General features: G+C 51.6%; 12 protein-coding genes and 1 pseudogene. 9 read left to right on the forward strand and 4 right to left on the reverse strand.

What is annotated here, in order from left to right:
* The 5 genes from U868_RS0115175 to fbpC all read left to right on the forward strand — a co-directional run bounded on the left by U868_RS0115175 (position 1) and on the right by fbpC (position 7,263).
* On the forward strand, positions 1-1,548 hold the full coding sequence (locus U868_RS0115175; protein WP_025154035.1) for an MASE1 domain-containing sensor histidine kinase: 1,548 nt from the start codon (positions 1-3) through the stop codon (positions 1,546-1,548).
* Between the two features lie 86 nt (positions 1,549-1,634).
* Positions 1,635-2,963: an MFS transporter family glucose-6-phosphate receptor UhpC gene (gene uhpC, locus U868_RS0115180; RefSeq protein WP_025154036.1), complete on the forward strand. Its 1,329-nt coding sequence runs from the start codon at positions 1,635-1,637 to the stop codon at positions 2,961-2,963.
* A gap of 17 nt (positions 2,964-2,980) precedes the next feature.
* Positions 2,981-4,012 (forward strand): ABC transporter substrate-binding protein, encoded by a 1,032-nt coding sequence (locus U868_RS0115185; protein WP_025154037.1) that lies wholly within the window; start codon positions 2,981-2,983, stop codon positions 4,010-4,012.
* 106 nt (positions 4,013-4,118) lie between these two features.
* On the forward strand, positions 4,119-6,197 hold the full coding sequence (locus U868_RS0115190) for an ABC transporter permease (RefSeq protein ID WP_025154038.1): 2,079 nt from the start codon (positions 4,119-4,121) through the stop codon (positions 6,195-6,197).
* Between the two features lie 16 nt (positions 6,198-6,213).
* Positions 6,214-7,263, forward strand: coding sequence for a ferric ABC transporter ATP-binding protein (fbpC, locus tag U868_RS0115195; RefSeq protein WP_025154039.1), 1,050 nt, complete (start codon positions 6,214-6,216; stop codon positions 7,261-7,263).
* 69 nt (positions 7,264-7,332) lie between these two features.
* On the opposite strand, the gene U868_RS0115200 is transcribed toward fbpC, so the two are convergent.
* Positions 7,333-8,949, reverse strand: a complete 1,617-nt coding sequence (locus U868_RS0115200) for an amidohydrolase family protein (protein WP_025154040.1) — start codon at positions 8,947-8,949, stop codon at positions 7,333-7,335.
* 207 nt (positions 8,950-9,156) lie between these two features.
* On the opposite strand from U868_RS0115200, the gene U868_RS0115210 reads away from it, so the two are divergent.
* The gene (locus U868_RS0115210) at positions 9,157-9,639 is read left to right on the forward strand and encodes a hypothetical protein (protein ID WP_025154041.1); all 483 of its coding nucleotides are present in this window, start codon (positions 9,157-9,159) and stop codon (positions 9,637-9,639) included.
* 17 nt (positions 9,640-9,656) lie between these two features.
* On the opposite strand, the gene U868_RS0115215 is transcribed toward U868_RS0115210, so the two are convergent.
* Positions 9,657-10,685 (reverse strand): AbrB family transcriptional regulator, encoded by a 1,029-nt coding sequence (locus tag U868_RS0115215; protein WP_025154042.1) that lies wholly within the window; start codon positions 10,683-10,685, stop codon positions 9,657-9,659.
* 149 nt (positions 10,686-10,834) lie between these two features.
* Entirely contained in the window at positions 10,835-11,482 is a 648-nt protein-coding gene (locus tag U868_RS0115220) for a TetR/AcrR family transcriptional regulator (protein WP_025154043.1), read from the reverse strand.
* A gap of 218 nt (positions 11,483-11,700) precedes the next feature.
* Here U868_RS0115220 and U868_RS0115225 point away from each other — a divergent pair, with 218 nt between their 5' ends.
* Together U868_RS0115225 and U868_RS0115230 are read left to right on the forward strand one after the other, a co-directional pair.
* On the forward strand, positions 11,701-12,915 hold the full coding sequence (locus tag U868_RS0115225) for a Tm-1-like ATP-binding domain-containing protein (RefSeq protein WP_025154044.1): 1,215 nt from the start codon (positions 11,701-11,703) through the stop codon (positions 12,913-12,915).
* A gap of 11 nt (positions 12,916-12,926) precedes the next feature.
* Positions 12,927-13,754: a phosphoenolpyruvate hydrolase family protein gene (locus U868_RS0115230; RefSeq protein ID WP_025154045.1), complete on the forward strand. Its 828-nt coding sequence runs from the start codon at positions 12,927-12,929 to the stop codon at positions 13,752-13,754.
* A gap of 169 nt (positions 13,755-13,923) precedes the next feature.
* On the opposite strand, the gene U868_RS0115235 is transcribed toward U868_RS0115230, so the two are convergent.
* Entirely contained in the window at positions 13,924-14,220 is a 297-nt protein-coding gene (locus tag U868_RS0115235) for a class IIb bacteriocin, lactobin A/cerein 7B family (protein ID WP_025154046.1), read from the reverse strand.
* A gap of 528 nt (positions 14,221-14,748) precedes the next feature.
* Between U868_RS0115235 and U868_RS0115250 the strand changes: the two are divergent.
* Positions 14,749-16,017 (forward strand): annotated as a pseudogene (locus U868_RS0115250) (HlyD family secretion protein); the annotation flags it as partial.
* Positions 16,018-16,145: the final 128 nt, after the last annotated feature.

The following is a 16,145-nucleotide window of genomic DNA, read 5'->3' on the forward strand; positions in this document are numbered from 1 at the left end:
ATGAGGCGCGGCGCCCGTCTGCTGTTACAGTCAGTATTTCTGCTGTTTACCTATTCCCTGACCTGGATTGGTCTGTGGATCATCGGTTTTTATCTCAGTCAGAACAGTGTGTTATCCGCGTTTTTTCTGCCGGAAGGCTTGCGGCTGGCGCTGATGATCCTGCTGTGGCGGCGTTTCTGGCCGACCCTGTTACTGGCGGAGCTGCTGCTGAATATCTGGCTGGCACAGGAACAGCTGCTGTCACAGCCGGTGATCCTGCTGTCGCCGCTGCTGAGCCTTATCAGCGCCTTTATTATCCAGACCACCTGGTGGCGCTATACCCTTTACTGGCAGCGGCTGTTACTGCTGATCGCCGGTGTCGGTATCAACAGTCTGCTGCACACCCTGGTGTTCAGCCTGCTGACCCCGCTGAGTGTCAGCCAGATTTTCCTCACCACGCTGACCGGCGGTATTCTGCTGACCCCGTTCGTCTATCTGATCTATGAATACCTCCATGAACAGCATTTCCGTCTGATCCTGGATTACGGCACACCTGATCCGCAGCTGCGCACCTCATTACTGATGTGGTGTTTTCTGTTCTGCCTGGCCGGGCTCAGCGCCCAGATCTTTTTTACCCCGGAAATTGAGCGCCTGCTGGTGCTGCTGGTCTTTATCCCCAATGTCTTTATGGCATACCGCTACGGCTGGCAGGGCGGTGTGCTCTCTGCTCTGCTCGGCAGCCTGATTATCACCTTTGCCCGCCGGTTTAACGGCGCATTTGCTGATTTACAGGAATTACAGATGTTTATGAGCACCCAGGCGCTGATTGGTATCGGCCTCGGGATTGCCATCAGCCGTCAGCAGCAGTTGTCACGTAATTTACAGCGCTACCGCGAACGGCTGGAGCAGGAGTTACAGGCGCGGCGGGATCTGATGCAGCAGCTGGTACATACAGAAGAGGATGTCAAAAAAGCGATTGCCCGCGAGCTGCATGATGAAATCGGTCAAAACATCACGGCGATTCAGATCCAGTCGATGCTGGTCAGAAAAACCGCGCCGGATCCGCAAAGCAGCCGTGCGGCGGCACAAATCAATGAACTGGCACAAAAAATCCACCAGTCCACCCGCCAGCTGCTGAGAGAGCTGCGCCCGCCGGTGCTGAGTGAAATGTCTCTCGAAAATGCCCTGCGCCATCTGATGACGGAATTTGCGTTCGGGGAAAACGGCATTCAGTGTGAATTTCATTATGAACTGAAACAGCCGCCGGAAAATGAAACCGTACTGTTCACGCTTTACCGGCTGGTGCAGGAATTGTTAAATAACATCAGCAAGCATGCCGGCGCCACTCATATCCTCATCATACTGAAACAGCAACGTGACACGATACAGCTTCACGTCTCTGATAACGGCATCGGTATCCCGGAGAGCAAACGTCGCGGCGGCTTTGGTCTGCGCGGTATTGAGGAACGGGTCAGGGCACTCGGCGGCGACTGGACACTGACCACCACCGGCGGGACCCGGATTATTGTTAACCTGCCCACATTTTCTGATGAAAATCACGAAAACTAAGACTTATTCCTGGTCATCTACTACCTTCTCTCATCCTTTTTATTGACAGATTGATTACATTTGCAGCCTGAACGGGACATAACGTAATGGCCGGAAAACAGACCAAAACCATGGATAAAACCTATCAATTCTGGCGCAACAAACTGATGTTATCGATGATAATCGGTTACGCCACGTTTTATCTGACCCGGAAAAGCTTCAACTTTGTAATGCCGGTGATGCAGACAGAACTGCATCTCGATAAAAGCGATATCGGCCTGATAGCGACCGCGTTTTACCTGAGTTACGGCATCTCAAAATTTGTATCGGGGATTTTCCACGATATCACCGGTTACCGCTGGTTTATGGGGGCCGGGCTGTTTATGACAGGCGTGCTGAATATTGTATTTGCCTGGTGCCTGTCATTGCCCGCCCTGCTGATTGTCTGGACACTGAACGGTTTTTTTCAGGGCTGGGGCTGGCCGCCGTGTGCGCGCATCCTGACACACTGGTACTCGCGCAATGAACGCGGCTTCTGGTGGGGATTGTGGAATATCTCCATCAACCTCGGCGGCATTACTCTGCCGCTGCTGACCGCCTGGCTGGCGACCCGTTACAGCTGGCAGACCGCCCTGATAGTGCCGGGCATTATCGGGATGGTGACCGGCCTGTGGCTGTGCCGCCGCTTGCACGGCACGCCGCAGGAGGAAGGATTACCGACTGTCGGACAATGGCGGCATGACCCGTCAGAACTGCGTCAGGAGCAGTTATCCCCGCCGCTGCCGATGCGGGTGATCCTGAAAGAGACCATTTTATGTAACCGGATGATCTGGTTACTCGGTTTCTCCTACATTCTCGTTTATCTCATCCGGATGGCGATCAATGACTGGGGAAACCTGTGGTTATCCGAAACACACGGCAACAATCTGCTCAGTGCCAATGCCACATTGTCACTGTTTGAACTGGGCGGTTTGCTGGGTGCGGTCTGCGCGGGCTGGGGATCGGATATTTTATTCCGTGGTCAGCGCGCCCCGATGATCCTGCTGTTTTCCCTCGGCCTGTTTATTGCAGTCAGCGCCCTGTGGTTAATACCGATTCATCACTACGGACTGCTGGCGGCGTGTTTCTTCAGTACCGGCTTTTTTGTATTCGGGCCGCAAATGTTAATCGGACTGGCGGCGACAGAATATTGCCATAAAAAAGCCGCCGGTACGGTAACGGGTTACCTGGGTCTTTACGCCTACTTAGGGGCGGCAATGGCCGGGTGGCCACTCGCACAGGTCATGGCACATTACGGCTGGCAGGGCATGTTTACCCTGCTGACCAGTGCTGCGGCACTGACGGGATTACTGCTGATGCCGCTGCTGATCGCTAATGTCAGCAGGCGGGAACATCTGGCAGGCTCTGTTTCACTCTCCGATGACAGAACCCTATAATAAGGAATGAACTGATAATGAAACTCAAGACCCTCTCTGCTCTCGCTGCCGCCGGTTTATCACTGGCTGCTGTTACCACATCCGCGAATGCCGCCGGTCGTCTGGTGGTTTACTGCAGCGCGACCAACGCCATGTGTGAAGCTGAAACACAGGCTTTCGCCAAAAAATACGATGTGAAAACCACGTTTGTCCGTAACGGTTCCGGCAGCACCCTGGCCAAAATCGAAGCGGAAAAACGCAACCCGCAGGCTGACGTCTGGTACGGCGGTACATTAGATCCGCATTCACAGGCGGGTGAGATGGATCTGCTGGAAGCGTACAAATCCCCGAATTTAGATCAGATCATGCCGCAGTTCCGTGATCCGGCCAAACGCAAAGGCAACTACTCCTCTGCGGTTTATGTCGGCATCTTAGGTTTCGGTGTGAACAAAGATCGTCTGAAAGAGAAAGGCCTGCCTATCCCGGCCTGCTGGAAAGATCTGACCAGGCCGGAATACAAAGGCGAAATCCAGATTGCTGACCCGCAGAGCTCCGGTACGGCTTACACCGCGCTGGCAACATTTGACCAGCTGTGGGGCACCGATCAGGCATTCGATTACCTGAAAAAACTCAACAGCAATATCTCCCAGTACACCAAATCCGGTATTGCCCCGGCGCGTAACGCCGCCCGTGGTGAATCCGCTATCGGTATCGGTTTCCTGCACGACTATTCGCTGGAAGTGGAAAACGGCGCACCGCTGGAGTTAATTTCCCCGTGTGAAGGTACCGGTTATGAAATCGGCGGTATCAGTATCCTGAAAAATGCCCGTAACATGGACAACGCCAAACTGTTCGTGGATTTCGTACTCTCCAAAGAAGCCCAGGAAATCAGCTGGAAAGAGGGTAAATCTTACCAGATCCTGACCAATACCACGGCTGAATCCTCACCAATGTCACTGAAACTCTCTGATCTGAAACTGATCAACTACGATATGGATAAATACGGCGATGCAGAAACCCGTAAGAATCTGATCAACAAGTGGGTCACCGAAGTCAAAATGAGTAAGTAATGTTGTCTGCCGCGCGGTGTTCTGCCGCGCGGTCTTGTTTTTATTATAATAATTATATTGTCTTGTCTCATTCAGCTGAGTGAGAACGGGCAAGGGAGATTCTTTAATGTCTGAAACCCTGACTCTGCCTGCTAAACAGGGACGGGATTCCATCTTCTTATGGCTGCTGATCGCGTGGCTGGGCTTTGCCCTGCTGCCGTCCTGGAGCCTGGATTATGGTTTAACCGACTCCACATCAGATGAAATTCTTGCCGCTTACGGCTGGCACGGGCTGAATGTCAGCTGGCTCTGGTATCTGCTGCCGTCAGTGCTGTTTTTCCGCTCACTGACACCGGCATCCCGCGACCAGCGGGGACGTCACTATACCGATATTGCGATCGCCGTTCTGACGGCAGTGGTGGCGGTAGTCAGCGCCGTATGGGAAGGAAAAGGTCTCGGCTATTCCGCCATTGTGCTGTTTATCTCGCTCGGCATGATTATGACCCTCGCCCTCAAACGCCTGGAATGGCTGGGCGGTGACCAGTTTGTTATCGGCTCACTGATTGCGGTGGTCGGGCTGATTGCGCTGTTTATCGTATTCCCGAGTGTCGCGATTTTTATCCCGATGTTCACCGACAATAACGGGGACTTCGCGCCGTTCGCGTTTGTATCGATTCTCACACAGTCCCATATTGTGCAGGTCATCTGGAATTCCGTGATGCTTTCACTGGCAGTCGGGGCGGGCTGTACCTTCTTCGGGCTGATTCTGGCGATTTATACCAGCCGTATCGCAAAACGCTCGGCAATTATCGGCCGCGTGTTCTCCATCCTGCCGATTGTCACTCCGCCGTTTATTGTCGGCCTGGGTGTCACCCTGATGATGGGGCGTTCCGGTTATGTGACCGAATTCCTCGCCACCTATGCGGGGCTGGAAAACACCAACTGGCTGTACGGTTTCACCGGGATCTGGCTGGCTCAGGTGCTCGCCTTTACGCCGATGTCCTTTATGATCCTCGACGGTGCCATCAAAACCATTCACCCGTCACTGGAAGAAGCGTCTTACACCCTGCGCGCCAACCGTTTTCAGACCTTCTTCAACGTCTTTATGCCGCTGCTGAAACCGGCGCTGGCTAACGCCTTCCTGATCGTGATTGTGCAGTCGCTGGCTGACTTCAGTAACCCGCTGGTCCTCGGCGGTAACTTTGACGTGCTTGCCACCCAGATTTACTTCTATATCACCGGCTCTCAGCTCGATTATCAGGCCGCCAGTACCCTCGGCGCTTCCCTGCTGGTCTTCTCGCTGCTGGTCTTCTGCGTACAGTATATGTGGATCGGCAAACGCTCCTATGTCACGGTGTCCGGTAAATCGTACCGGGGTGATGTGCAGCCGCTGCCTGCCGCGCTGGTTGCGTTTGTCACCACGTTCCTCGCCATCTGGGTTATCTTCAACCTGGTGCTGTACGGCAGCATCTTCTACGGCAGCTTTACCGTGAACTGGGGCGTGGATTACACCTTAACCCTGGATAACTTTATCAAGCTGTTCGGTCAGGGCATGAATGACGGCGCATGGCCTTCACTGCTCGACACCCTGCTCTACGCCGGGATCGCCGCACCAATCACCGCCGTGCTCGGCCTGCTGATCGCCTACATTGTGGTGCGTCAGGAATTCCGCGGTAAAAAGACTATCGAATTTACCACGATGCTCTGCTTCGCAGTGCCGGGAACGGTGGCGGGTGTGTCTTATATCCTCGCCTTCAACGATTCCCCGTTCTATTTAACCGGGACGGCGGCGATCGTGATTATCTCCATGACAATGCGAAATGTACCGGTCGGGATCCGCGCCGGTATCGCCGGTCTGGGGCAAATCGACAAATCCCTGGATGAGGCATCACTCAGCCTGCGTGCCGGTTCGATGCGGACGATTTTCCACATCCTGCTGCCGCTGCTGCGTCCGGCGATTCTGTCCGCGCTGATTTACAGCTTTGTCCGCGCCATCACCACGGTCAGTGCCATTGTGTTCCTCGTGACACCGGACACCCGTGTCGCCACCGCCTATATTCTGAACCGCGTGGAAGACGGCGAATACGGCGTGGCGATTGCCTATGGCTCAATCCTGATCGTCGTCATGCTGGCGATTATTTTCCTGTTCGACTTTTTGATTGGCGAAGCCCGTGTTTCACGTTCCAAAGCCAAAAATGCACAGTAATCATGGAGTAACCGACATGACACAACAAAGTTTTGTTGAATTAAAAAATGTGACTAAACGCTTTGGCACCAACACGGTCATCGACGATTTAAGTCTTTCTATTCCGGCGGGCAGCATGGTCACCCTGCTCGGCCCGTCCGGCTGCGGAAAAACCACCGTGCTGCGTCTGGTGGCAGGGCTGGAAAAGCCGACCGAAGGTAAGATGTTCATTGACGGCGAAGATGTCACAGACCGTTCCATCCAGCAGCGCGATATTTGTATGGTGTTCCAGTCTTACGCGCTGTTCCCGCATATGTCCCTCGGCGATAACGTCGGTTACGGGCTGAAAATGCTGGGCCGCCCGAAAGCAGAAGTGAAAGAGCGGGTGGAGGAAGCCCTGGAGCTGGTGGATCTGGCCGGATTCGCCGATCGCTTTGTCGATCAGATCTCCGGTGGTCAGCAGCAGCGTGTTGCGCTGGCCCGCGCCCTGATCCTCAAGCCGAAAGTGCTGTTATTTGATGAGCCGCTGAGTAACCTCGATGCCAACCTGCGCCGCAGCATGCGGGAAAAAATCCGTGAATTGCAGCAGCAGTTTAATATCACTTCCCTGTATGTGACCCACGACCAGAGCGAGGCCTTTGCGGTCTCAGATATGGTGCTGGTGATGAACAAAGGAAAAATCATGCAGCTGGGCTCACCGCAGGAACTGTATCGTCAGCCTGCTTCGAAGTTTATGGCAAGCTTTATGGGTGATGCCAATATCTTCCCGGCGACACTGACCGGTGATGCCGTTGAAATTTTCAGCTACCGCCTTCCGCGTCCGCCGCAGTTCATCACGGATAAAAGCAGTGTTACTGTCGGTGTGCGTCCGGAAGCCATTACCCTGAGTTTACAGGGTGATGAAAGCCAGCGCTGCACCGTGTCTCATGTGGCCTATATGGGGCCGCAGTATGAAGTGACCGTCGACTGGCACGGCCAGTCCATGCTGTTGCAGATTAATGCCACACAATTACAGCCGTCTGTCGGCGACAGTCTGTTCCTGCAAATTCACCCTTACGGTATGTTTATTCTGCCGGAAGAGCAGTAATTTTTCCCTGAATACAAAACCGCTTCCTCCCGGAAGCGGTTTTTTGTGTTGCTCACACTGCCCGGTCAATTATTTTTTATAGCTGTAACCGGCTGAGAAATTCTCACGCGCCTGCTCCTGAGCAGTATCAAAGAATGCCGCCACTTCCTCTGCGGTCTGCTTCGGCAGTTTTTTCGCCGCTTTCTGAATACGACCGAGGGCTTCTGTCGCATCAGAACGGATTTTGTCCGTATTCTGCTGTGTCAGCTGACCAAAACGTTTTTTCACATCCCCGTTGACGATAACGGTATCCACCCCGGAAGCGGTCGTTTGCAGCACCACTGAGCCCGCCGGATAACTGGACGGCACAAAGGCTTCTTTCTGGGAAACGATAATAATATCCGCTTTTTTACCTTTGCTGATGGAGCCGATCTCTTTCTCCATCCCCATTGCTTCCGCACTGCCGTGTGTTGCCCAGGTCAGCGCATCACGCACACTCAGGTCAATTTTGGTGGTGGTTTTACCGGTGCGGTTTGCTTCTGCTTCGTTGTCCATACAGCGCTGGAACTGAAGACCCAGACGCATCTGAGAGAACAGATCACCGGAGCCGACACACACTATGTCGCTGCTCAGACCCGGTTTAAAGCCGTGATCAAGACTGGCGCGGAACGGCGGACGTCCCATCCCCATCTGCATTTCGGTTTCCGGCGCGATAGAGACTTTACCGCCGGTCTCTTTCAGGATCTTCCACTCGCTGTTATCCAGTGACGTACAGTGGATATGGAGATGGCCGGGCTTGAGCAGATTATTGTGTTCCAGCTCATGCAGCCCTTTCAGCAGAATAGATTTTTCCGCCGCCCCGGTATGGGATGCGACAAAAATTCCCAGCTTATTCGCCAGTTCAATCTCTTTTGCGGTATCGGCAAACGGAATGGTCCCGAAATCGCTCAGCAGAACCCCCATCTGATTCAGACTGTGGTTACTGTAACCGTAATAGTGCTGATGAATATTTTTCATCACATCCAGACGCTGCTGGTGGCTGCGGAAGCGGTTACTGCCTTTATAATCATAAGCCTGCATACCGTAGGCATAGATACTGCGGATCCCGGAGGCACGCAGGGATTCAATCGCCGCCGGGGCATGATCCGGTGAGTTAACACAATCACAGCAGTCAAGAATGGTGGTCACCCCGGCATTCAGTGCCTCAACCGATCCCACCAGTGCCGCCATGCGGATATCTTCCGGCTCCATGACTGAACCGATGCCGTAGAAAGTGGAACCGAGGAATCCGGCCAGTGACATATCCGCAGAGATCCCGCGCAGCAGTGACATCCAGGTATGACGGTGGCTGTCGATAATCCCCGGCAGAATAATGCCGCCGTCCGCATCAATCAGTTCCGCATCCACCCCGGCAAATTTGGACACCGGGCCGATATCGACAATTTTATCGCCGTCAATCAGCACCGCCCCGTCAGCAATATCACCATATTTTTCATCCATGGTGATCAGATAACCGTTATAAATCAGTTTGTTTTGTTTATCTGTTTTGATATAGCGTTTATTTTTATCATCGTCTCCCGCCAGCACGGCGCTTCCGCCTGCTAATGCGGAATGGCTGCCGAGCGCACCGGCTGCCAGCCCCATTGTGCCGAGACCGGCATTTTTCAGGAAAGATCGTCTTGACGGATCCTGCGCTTTTTCTGTCATTTGATTATTACTCCTCACACGGTTAACAGACACCCATAAAAATGTACTTATCAGTACATTTATGAAAGTCTAACAAGAGTGATTCGTATTAACCAGTACATATTGTGTGATTTTCTGCACGGACAGACACCGGGCACAGTTTTTGCTGTGATCTTTTTTTATACTGCCCGATTCATTTTTTACATAAATATCAGGGAAGAAATAATAATGCGGCTGTCCCATACCTTTCTCAGAGGGCTCTCTGTACTGCTGCTGTGCGGGATGTTAAGCGGTTGCGGGGTATTTTATGGTGCCATGTGCGGCAGTATGACCCTGTTTACGCCGTCAGAATCAGTGACAAAAATCGCGCTGCCGGATGGAGTGACAGATCAGCCGTATGATCAGACTGCGGAAATCGCCCGGCATACAGGGATGAGCCCGTTTTATGTCAGTGAAAAACCGGACTGGATAACCGTCACACTGATGTCAAAAAATGAGGCCGGGGAATGGCTCCCGCTTATCACCGAAGAGGAGTGGCAGACACAGGTGATGAAAGCCGATCAGCGCCCGCTGATCGCCGCCCGTTTGCAGGGAACACCACCAGAGCGCGGCAACGTCCGGATAAACATCAAAGGTGCAGCCTACCGCACCATGTGCGGAAGTTCTGATCCGGTCTATTCCCTGCGGCTGACGGTGAAAAAAGCGGAGTAATTACTTACTGCACTTAATTATTTACTCCGCCGTTCCTGAATATACAACACCACTGACGGCACACTCTGAATAATCAGCATGCGGAGAATATGATTAAGCATGACAAAACCGGCATCGATTCCCATGGTAATCGCCGCAAATGTCATCGCTTCCATGCTGCCCGGCGCCCAGGAAAGCAGCAGGACCGGGAAGGAAAAACCGGTCAGGTGAGACGCCCCGAATGCAATCAGTGCGGTCAGCATAATATTGATCAGTACCACCTGAGCGGAAATCACCATATTGCGCAGCAGTGACCTCAGCGGAAACAGGACAAAATAGCTCCCGATATACATGCCGATCAGCGTCATACTGATATCATTCAGCGGCAGCGGGAAAACTATGTAAGTACTCACTATACTCTGTACAGCGATCGCCGCACCCAGAGATGTCAGCATAAACGGTGCCGGGACATTGATTTTTTCCAGCATTTTGCCGGACAAATACCCGCACACCACAATCAGCAGCAGCCACAGCACGGACACCGGGCTCTGCGGCGGAATATCAGCAGGCGGCGGAACAGGATGATCACTGCCGACCACCACACCCGCCAGCATAATCAGGATGATCAGGCGGATAGTATGGGAAATCACCACCTTCTGCGGCGGTGTACCGGTGTGATCCGTCAGCGCCAGAATCGCCGCCATTGCCCCCGGTACCGCCCCCAGCAGAGATTCCTGAACTGACCACCCCACCCGTTTGCGGAACCAGAGGAAACTGACGGTAAACTGCACCGCCAGACACGACACCATGGTAATCATGATCAGCAGAAGATGATCAAACTGACTGAGGTCGACACGGGTAAACATCAGCCCGACAGATGTTCCGAGCACCATCTGAACAAAGGTTAATGTTCGCTTCGGAATAGTGAGCGAAACAGCGAAACGGTGCACAATAATAATCAGAATAACAGGACCGAACATCAGTGCCATCGGCACATTCAGGTATGCCAGCAGCAATCCGGCGGCAAAACAGGCCGAAATCCCCGCTGCTGTTTTGATCATATTCATATTGTTATAATGTCAGCCGGTTGCCGGAACAGAAAATCAGTCTATCACCTGAATCAATTAATTACAGGGGGTATAATTGTGCGGGTAACTTTCTCGCTATCAGAAGCGGAAATCAGTGTGGTGCATAGCAGATCAGAAAACAGCCGTGATTACGGCTGTTTATCCTGTTCACGGCTGTCCGCCATGGCCTGATTCAGAATTGCTTTTGCCATCCACTGGGTAATATCAATGACTTCACCGTCATTCATCTTCCAGATATCTTTCATCACCAGGAACACTTCCGAGCCGTACACCAGCGAGAATGCACGGATCACTTTATCCAGTGTTTCCTGATCGAGATGGGTCTTCAGCGGCTCGGTAACATTCGCCAGAATCGCCTTACGGTGCCCTCTGACCAGTTTTTTCTCTTCATTAATCTGGGATTTGGCCGATGCCGAGCGATCCTGCGCCCACTGCTGCAACGACACATACAGTGCCGCACGCAGTGCGCCTTCGTGGCGGAACATCTGCGGATAAGCAAACGCCAGCAATTGTTCCATCCGGTCGCGGGTTTCCGGGCTGTCGGAGCGCCAGGTCAGAATCGGGCCGAGACTGGCATCCACGGTGGCGGCGATTAAATCACTTTGTGTCGGAAAATAGCGGTAAGCCGTTGCCCGTGACACCCCGGCTTCTGCTGCCAGTTCAGAGACTGAAGGCATTGCACCCTGCTCAAACAGTGTCAGCGCGGTATTGACCAGCAGATTAAATGTCCGCTTCCGTGTGCCGGAGTAAGATGCCCCATCATCAGTACAGGCCATAACTGATTTTCCTTTAACAATTTTCGGTGAATTTTGCGCGGCTATCTTACACAACATCCCCGCCTGCAACACCCTTATGGTGTTTTTTTATCAAAAAACTGATTTAAAGATAGACAAATTGAGATGCATGTCTCAAAATCCGTCAAACAAAATGATACTACAGTCTCATTCTGGTTATGATGCGTTATCAGACATCCGATATCCCTTTGAGGTTAACCATGAACAGCAATAAAGGCGCTGTCTATATCGCCACAACGCTCGATACCAAAAGTGATGAGATTTTTTATGTCAGTGAGCTGATCCGGCGCACCGGCCTCACTGTAAAAACAGTGGATTTAACCACAAAACCCGGCCAGCTGGCCCGGGAAGCGGATGTCTGCGCCCGTGATGTCGCCGCCTGTCACCCTGACGGCGAAAGCGCGGTTTTCTGCGGTGACCGCGGCCGCGCTATCGCGGCAATGGCTGTCGCCTTTGAACGTTTCCTTGCAAAACAAAATGATATTGCAGCACTTCTCGGTTTGGGCGGATCCGGTGGAACGGCACTGATTACACCAGCAATGCAATCCCTGCCTGTCGGCATCCCCAAACTCATGGTTTCCACCATGGCCTCCGGTGATATTTCCGGCTATATCGGCGCAAGCGATATTGCCATGCTCTATTCTGTCACTGATGTCTCCGGCCTGAACCGAATTTCACGTAAAGTTCTCCGTAATGCGGCTAACCAGATTGCCGGGGCGGTTTACTTCTGTCAGGAAGAGCAGGTGACTGATAAACCCGCCATTGCCCTGACCATGTTCGGTGTCACTACACCGTGTATTCAGCAAATCAGCAAAGAACTGGAAGCGGATTACGATTGTCTGGTCTTTCACGCGACCGGCAGCGGCGGTAAAGCCATGGAAAAACTGGCGGATGACCATCTGTTCGACAGTATCCTTGACCTGACCACCACGGAAGTGTGTGATTATCTTTTCGGCGGCGTTCTGGCCTGTGATGAAGACCGTTTCGGCGCTATTGCCCGTTCACAGACGCCGTATATCGGCTCCTGCGGCGCACTGGATATGGTCAATTTCGGCCGCCCGTCCACCGTGCCGGAAAAATACGCCGATCGTCAGTTTTATCACCATAACGCCCAGGTCACCCTGATGCGGACCACCCCGGAAGAAAATGCACAGATGGGGCGCTGGATTGCGGAAAAACTCAACCAGTGTCACGGCGATGTTATTTTTATCATTCCGGAAGGCGGTTTTTCCGCCCTCGATGCTGAAGGTATGCCGTTCTGGTCGCCGGATGCGGATCGCGCCTTTATTGAGGCGTTCGAAACTCATTATAAACAAACAGAAAAACGTATTTTACGCAAATGCCCGTATCACATTAATGACCCGGAATTTACCCGTTTTGTCATTAATCAACACCAGCAATTACGGGCGAAATAAGGAGACACAAGATGCCACTTTCCCGTGACGCATTACTGAAAAAATTCAATGACATGATTTCACGCGGCGAGCCGGTTATCGGCGGCGGTGCCGGTACCGGTCTGTCAGCAAAATGTGAGGAAGCCGGCGGTATCGATCTCATCGTTATCTATAACTCCGGCCGTTACCGCATGGCAGGACGCGGCTCGCTGGCCGGTCTGCTGGCTTACGGTAATGCCAATGAAATCGTCATGGATATGGCAAAAGAAGTGCTGCCGGTCGTGAAACATACGCCGGTTCTGGCGGGTGTTAACGGCACCGATCCGTTCTGTCAGTTTGATAAATTCCTCGACGATATCAAAGCCACCGGGTTTTCCGGCGTGCAGAACTTCCCGACGGTCGGTCTGATCGACGGTAAATTCCGTGCCAATCTGGAAGAAACCGGCATGGGTTATGCGCTGGAAGTGGAGATGATCCGCAAAGCGCACGAAAAAGATCTGCTGACCACACCGTATGTTTTCAGCCGTGAAGATGCCATTGCCATGACCGAAGCCGGTGCGGATATCCTCGTGCCGCATATGGGCCTGACCACCGGCGGTAATATCGGGGCGGAAACCGCCACCACGCTGGATGACTGTGCTGAGATGATCAATGACTGGGCGAAAGCGGCTAAAGCCATCCGTCCGGACATTATTGTATTGTGTCACGGCGGCCCTATCGCTACCCCGGAAGATGCACAATACATTTTGGATCGCTGCCCGGACTGCCACGGTTTTTACGGGGCCAGTTCCATGGAGCGTTTACCGACAGAAGTGGCATTAAAAGCCACCACCGAAGCGTTTAAAAAGATAACAAGATAATTAAATTATTTATTTTTTAAGTCAACACCGGGTGCCTGCAATCTCTGTTGCAGGCATTTTTTTAACATCAAAAATCCGCCCTCATGAGTCAGCGGATTGATATACAATAAGATTCAGATTTATTACGGGTAAATATCCCTTTTAACATCCATAATAATACTGAATTTAATTATGCACGGCCTTTCTGTGCTTTAATGCTTTTGGCATTATCAACAATGCTGGTCACGCCAAAACCGATACCCGCTGTTGCCAGGATCGGGCTCAGGCCGACAGCCGCACCGATACCGCCACCCAGCATTGCACCGGATGTTTTGAAATTAGTCTGATAACCGCCGGCAGCACAACCTGCATCAACGATACCGCCGATAGTTGTCCCCATTGCAGCACCGATACCACCGAATACCAGACCCAGGCCTAATAAACCACCATTAACTTCATTCATTTCCTGAACTGTTAATTCTTTCATTGTTTATTCCTTTATTTTTCCGAAGGGAATGTTGTCCTTTACTGCTTTTTTCATGACTGAAAACAGCAGTTTTAATTACAGAAAATTAACCTGCATTCCTGTAATTGTTTCTGAGTATATACCTATTTGCATTTTAAAAAAAAGTGCATTCATTAATTTTTTAAATTTTTTGCAATATTCATATTTATGTATTTTTACGGAGGATAAGATAATACAATCTCTTTTGTTCATGCAGGAAGTTCCGGAACTAATAAGTAGTAATGACAAGGTGTTACCTCATTTTGATTATTTTATAATCATAATATTAAAATGCACCTTTACTTAAAAGTAAAAATAATGTCAAAAATACCTTCTCTGCGAAAATTCTGATAATAACCGGTAAAGTCGCTCTTACTCTTCTTATTGGCAATAAATAGGTATAAATTCGGATACGATAAATAAATCTCCGCGATTAGAATTGCTGTCTGAACAAAAACATACATCAGTAATTTTATTTACACTCCGTATGACTAAGGATTGGAGTCCATATTGTTCCGGCAGGAAGCGCTCGATAACAGAAAAATGAAATGGCGGGGAAAAGCATTATTACTGCCCGGAATTCCGTTATGGATAATTATGACGGCATGTTCCGTATTCCTGATCGTTTTTCTTATTTTTATTATTTTCGGATCTTACACCCGTCAGGTTAATGCCACAGGTGAAGTGACCACCTATCCGCGTGCAGTCACTATTTATGCGAATACTCAGGGATTTGTCACGAAACAATATGTCCGTGAAGGCCAGCATATTAAAAAAGGCGATCCGATCTATGTTATTGATGTCAGTAAAACAACCTCCAGCGGCGTGGTGAGTGATAATCAGCGCCGTGAAATTGAAAATCAGCTTCTGCGCATCGACAGTATGATTTCCCGCCTGGAGGATAATAAGCGGGATACCCTCGATGCCCTCGAAAAACAAAAATCCCTTTATATCGATGCCTATAAGCGCTCTGAAGGCATTGTAAAACGTGCCGAAGAAGGGATCGCCATTATGAAGCAGAATATGGAGAGTTACCGGGACTATCAGAAACAAGGATTAATTAATAAAGATCAGCTGCTTAATCAGGTAGTGACTTATTATTCCCAGCAGAACAGCCTGCTGAACTTAAGCGGACAAAATGAGCAGAACGCCCTGCAGATTACCGCGCTGGAGAGCCAGATCCTGACTCAGGCCGCTGAATTTGATAACCGGATTTATCAGATGGAACTGCAGCGCTATGAGTTGCAGAAAGAAATGGTGAATACGGATGTCGGTGGTGAAATTATTGTCCGCGCCCTGACAGACGGCCGTGTGGATTCTCTCGGCGTGACCGTTGGTCAGATGGTCAACCCCGGCGATACCCTGCTGCAGATCCTGCCGGAAAATAGCCGTCAGTACTGGCTGGTGCTCTGGGTGCCCAATGACGCACTGCCTTATCTGAATGTCGGTGACGCGGTGAATATCCGTTATGAGGCCTTCCCGGCAGAAAAATTCGGCCAGTTTGCCGCCACCATTCAGGTGATTTCCAAAACTCCCGCCCCGGCACAGGAAATGATGACCTATGCCGGCGCGCCGAAAGTCAGCCAGATGCCGCAGTCCATCCCCTATTACAAAGTGATTGTGCGTCCGGAAAAACAGATGATCGCCTATGACGGCCGCGGGCTCAGTCTGCAAAACGGCATGAAAGCCAATACCACCCTGTTTCTGGAGAAACGCAAAATCTATCAGTGGATGGTATCGCCTTTCTATGACATGAAGCAGAGCGCCTCCGGCCCGGTGGCATTCACCGGGGAAACAGAAAAACCCGTCACACCGGCTGAGATCCCGCAGCCGGATCGTAATAAAGACACGACACCGGCAGCCACTTCACTGGGCGCATTCGGCACCACAGGAGCAGACACACCATG

The sequence above is a fragment of the Morganella morganii H1r genome (genome assembly GCF_000633515.1).
Classification (GTDB): Bacteria; Pseudomonadota; Gammaproteobacteria; order Enterobacterales; family Enterobacteriaceae; genus Morganella; species Morganella morganii_B.

What these genes read in the sequence shown, in the direction of transcription:
- U868_RS0115220 (WP_025154043.1), bottom strand. Translation starts at nt 11,482, where the DNA reads ATGGCCTGTACTGATGATGGGGCATCTTACTCCGGCACACGGAAGCGG.
- U868_RS0115175 (WP_025154035.1), top strand. Translation starts at nt 1, where the DNA reads ATGAGGCGCGGCGCCCGTCTGCTGTTACAGTCAGTATTTCTGCTGTTT.
- fbpC (WP_025154039.1), top strand. Translation starts at nt 6,214, where the DNA reads ATGACACAACAAAGTTTTGTTGAATTAAAAAATGTGACTAAACGCTTT.
- U868_RS0115230 (WP_025154045.1), top strand. Translation starts at nt 12,927, where the DNA reads ATGCCACTTTCCCGTGACGCATTACTGAAAAAATTCAATGACATGATT.
- U868_RS0115210 (WP_025154041.1), top strand. Translation starts at nt 9,157, where the DNA reads ATGCGGCTGTCCCATACCTTTCTCAGAGGGCTCTCTGTACTGCTGCTG.
- U868_RS0115215 (WP_025154042.1), bottom strand. Translation starts at nt 10,685, where the DNA reads ATGAATATGATCAAAACAGCAGCGGGGATTTCGGCCTGTTTTGCCGCC.
- U868_RS0115190 (WP_025154038.1), top strand. Translation starts at nt 4,119, where the DNA reads ATGTCTGAAACCCTGACTCTGCCTGCTAAACAGGGACGGGATTCCATC.
- U868_RS0115200 (WP_025154040.1), bottom strand. Translation starts at nt 8,949, where the DNA reads ATGACAGAAAAAGCGCAGGATCCGTCAAGACGATCTTTCCTGAAAAAT.
- uhpC (WP_025154036.1), top strand. Translation starts at nt 1,635, where the DNA reads ATGGCCGGAAAACAGACCAAAACCATGGATAAAACCTATCAATTCTGG.
- U868_RS0115235 (WP_025154046.1), bottom strand. Translation starts at nt 14,220, where the DNA reads ATGAAAGAATTAACAGTTCAGGAAATGAATGAAGTTAATGGTGGTTTA.
- U868_RS0115225 (WP_025154044.1), top strand. Translation starts at nt 11,701, where the DNA reads ATGAACAGCAATAAAGGCGCTGTCTATATCGCCACAACGCTCGATACC.
- U868_RS0115185 (WP_025154037.1), top strand. Translation starts at nt 2,981, where the DNA reads ATGAAACTCAAGACCCTCTCTGCTCTCGCTGCCGCCGGTTTATCACTG.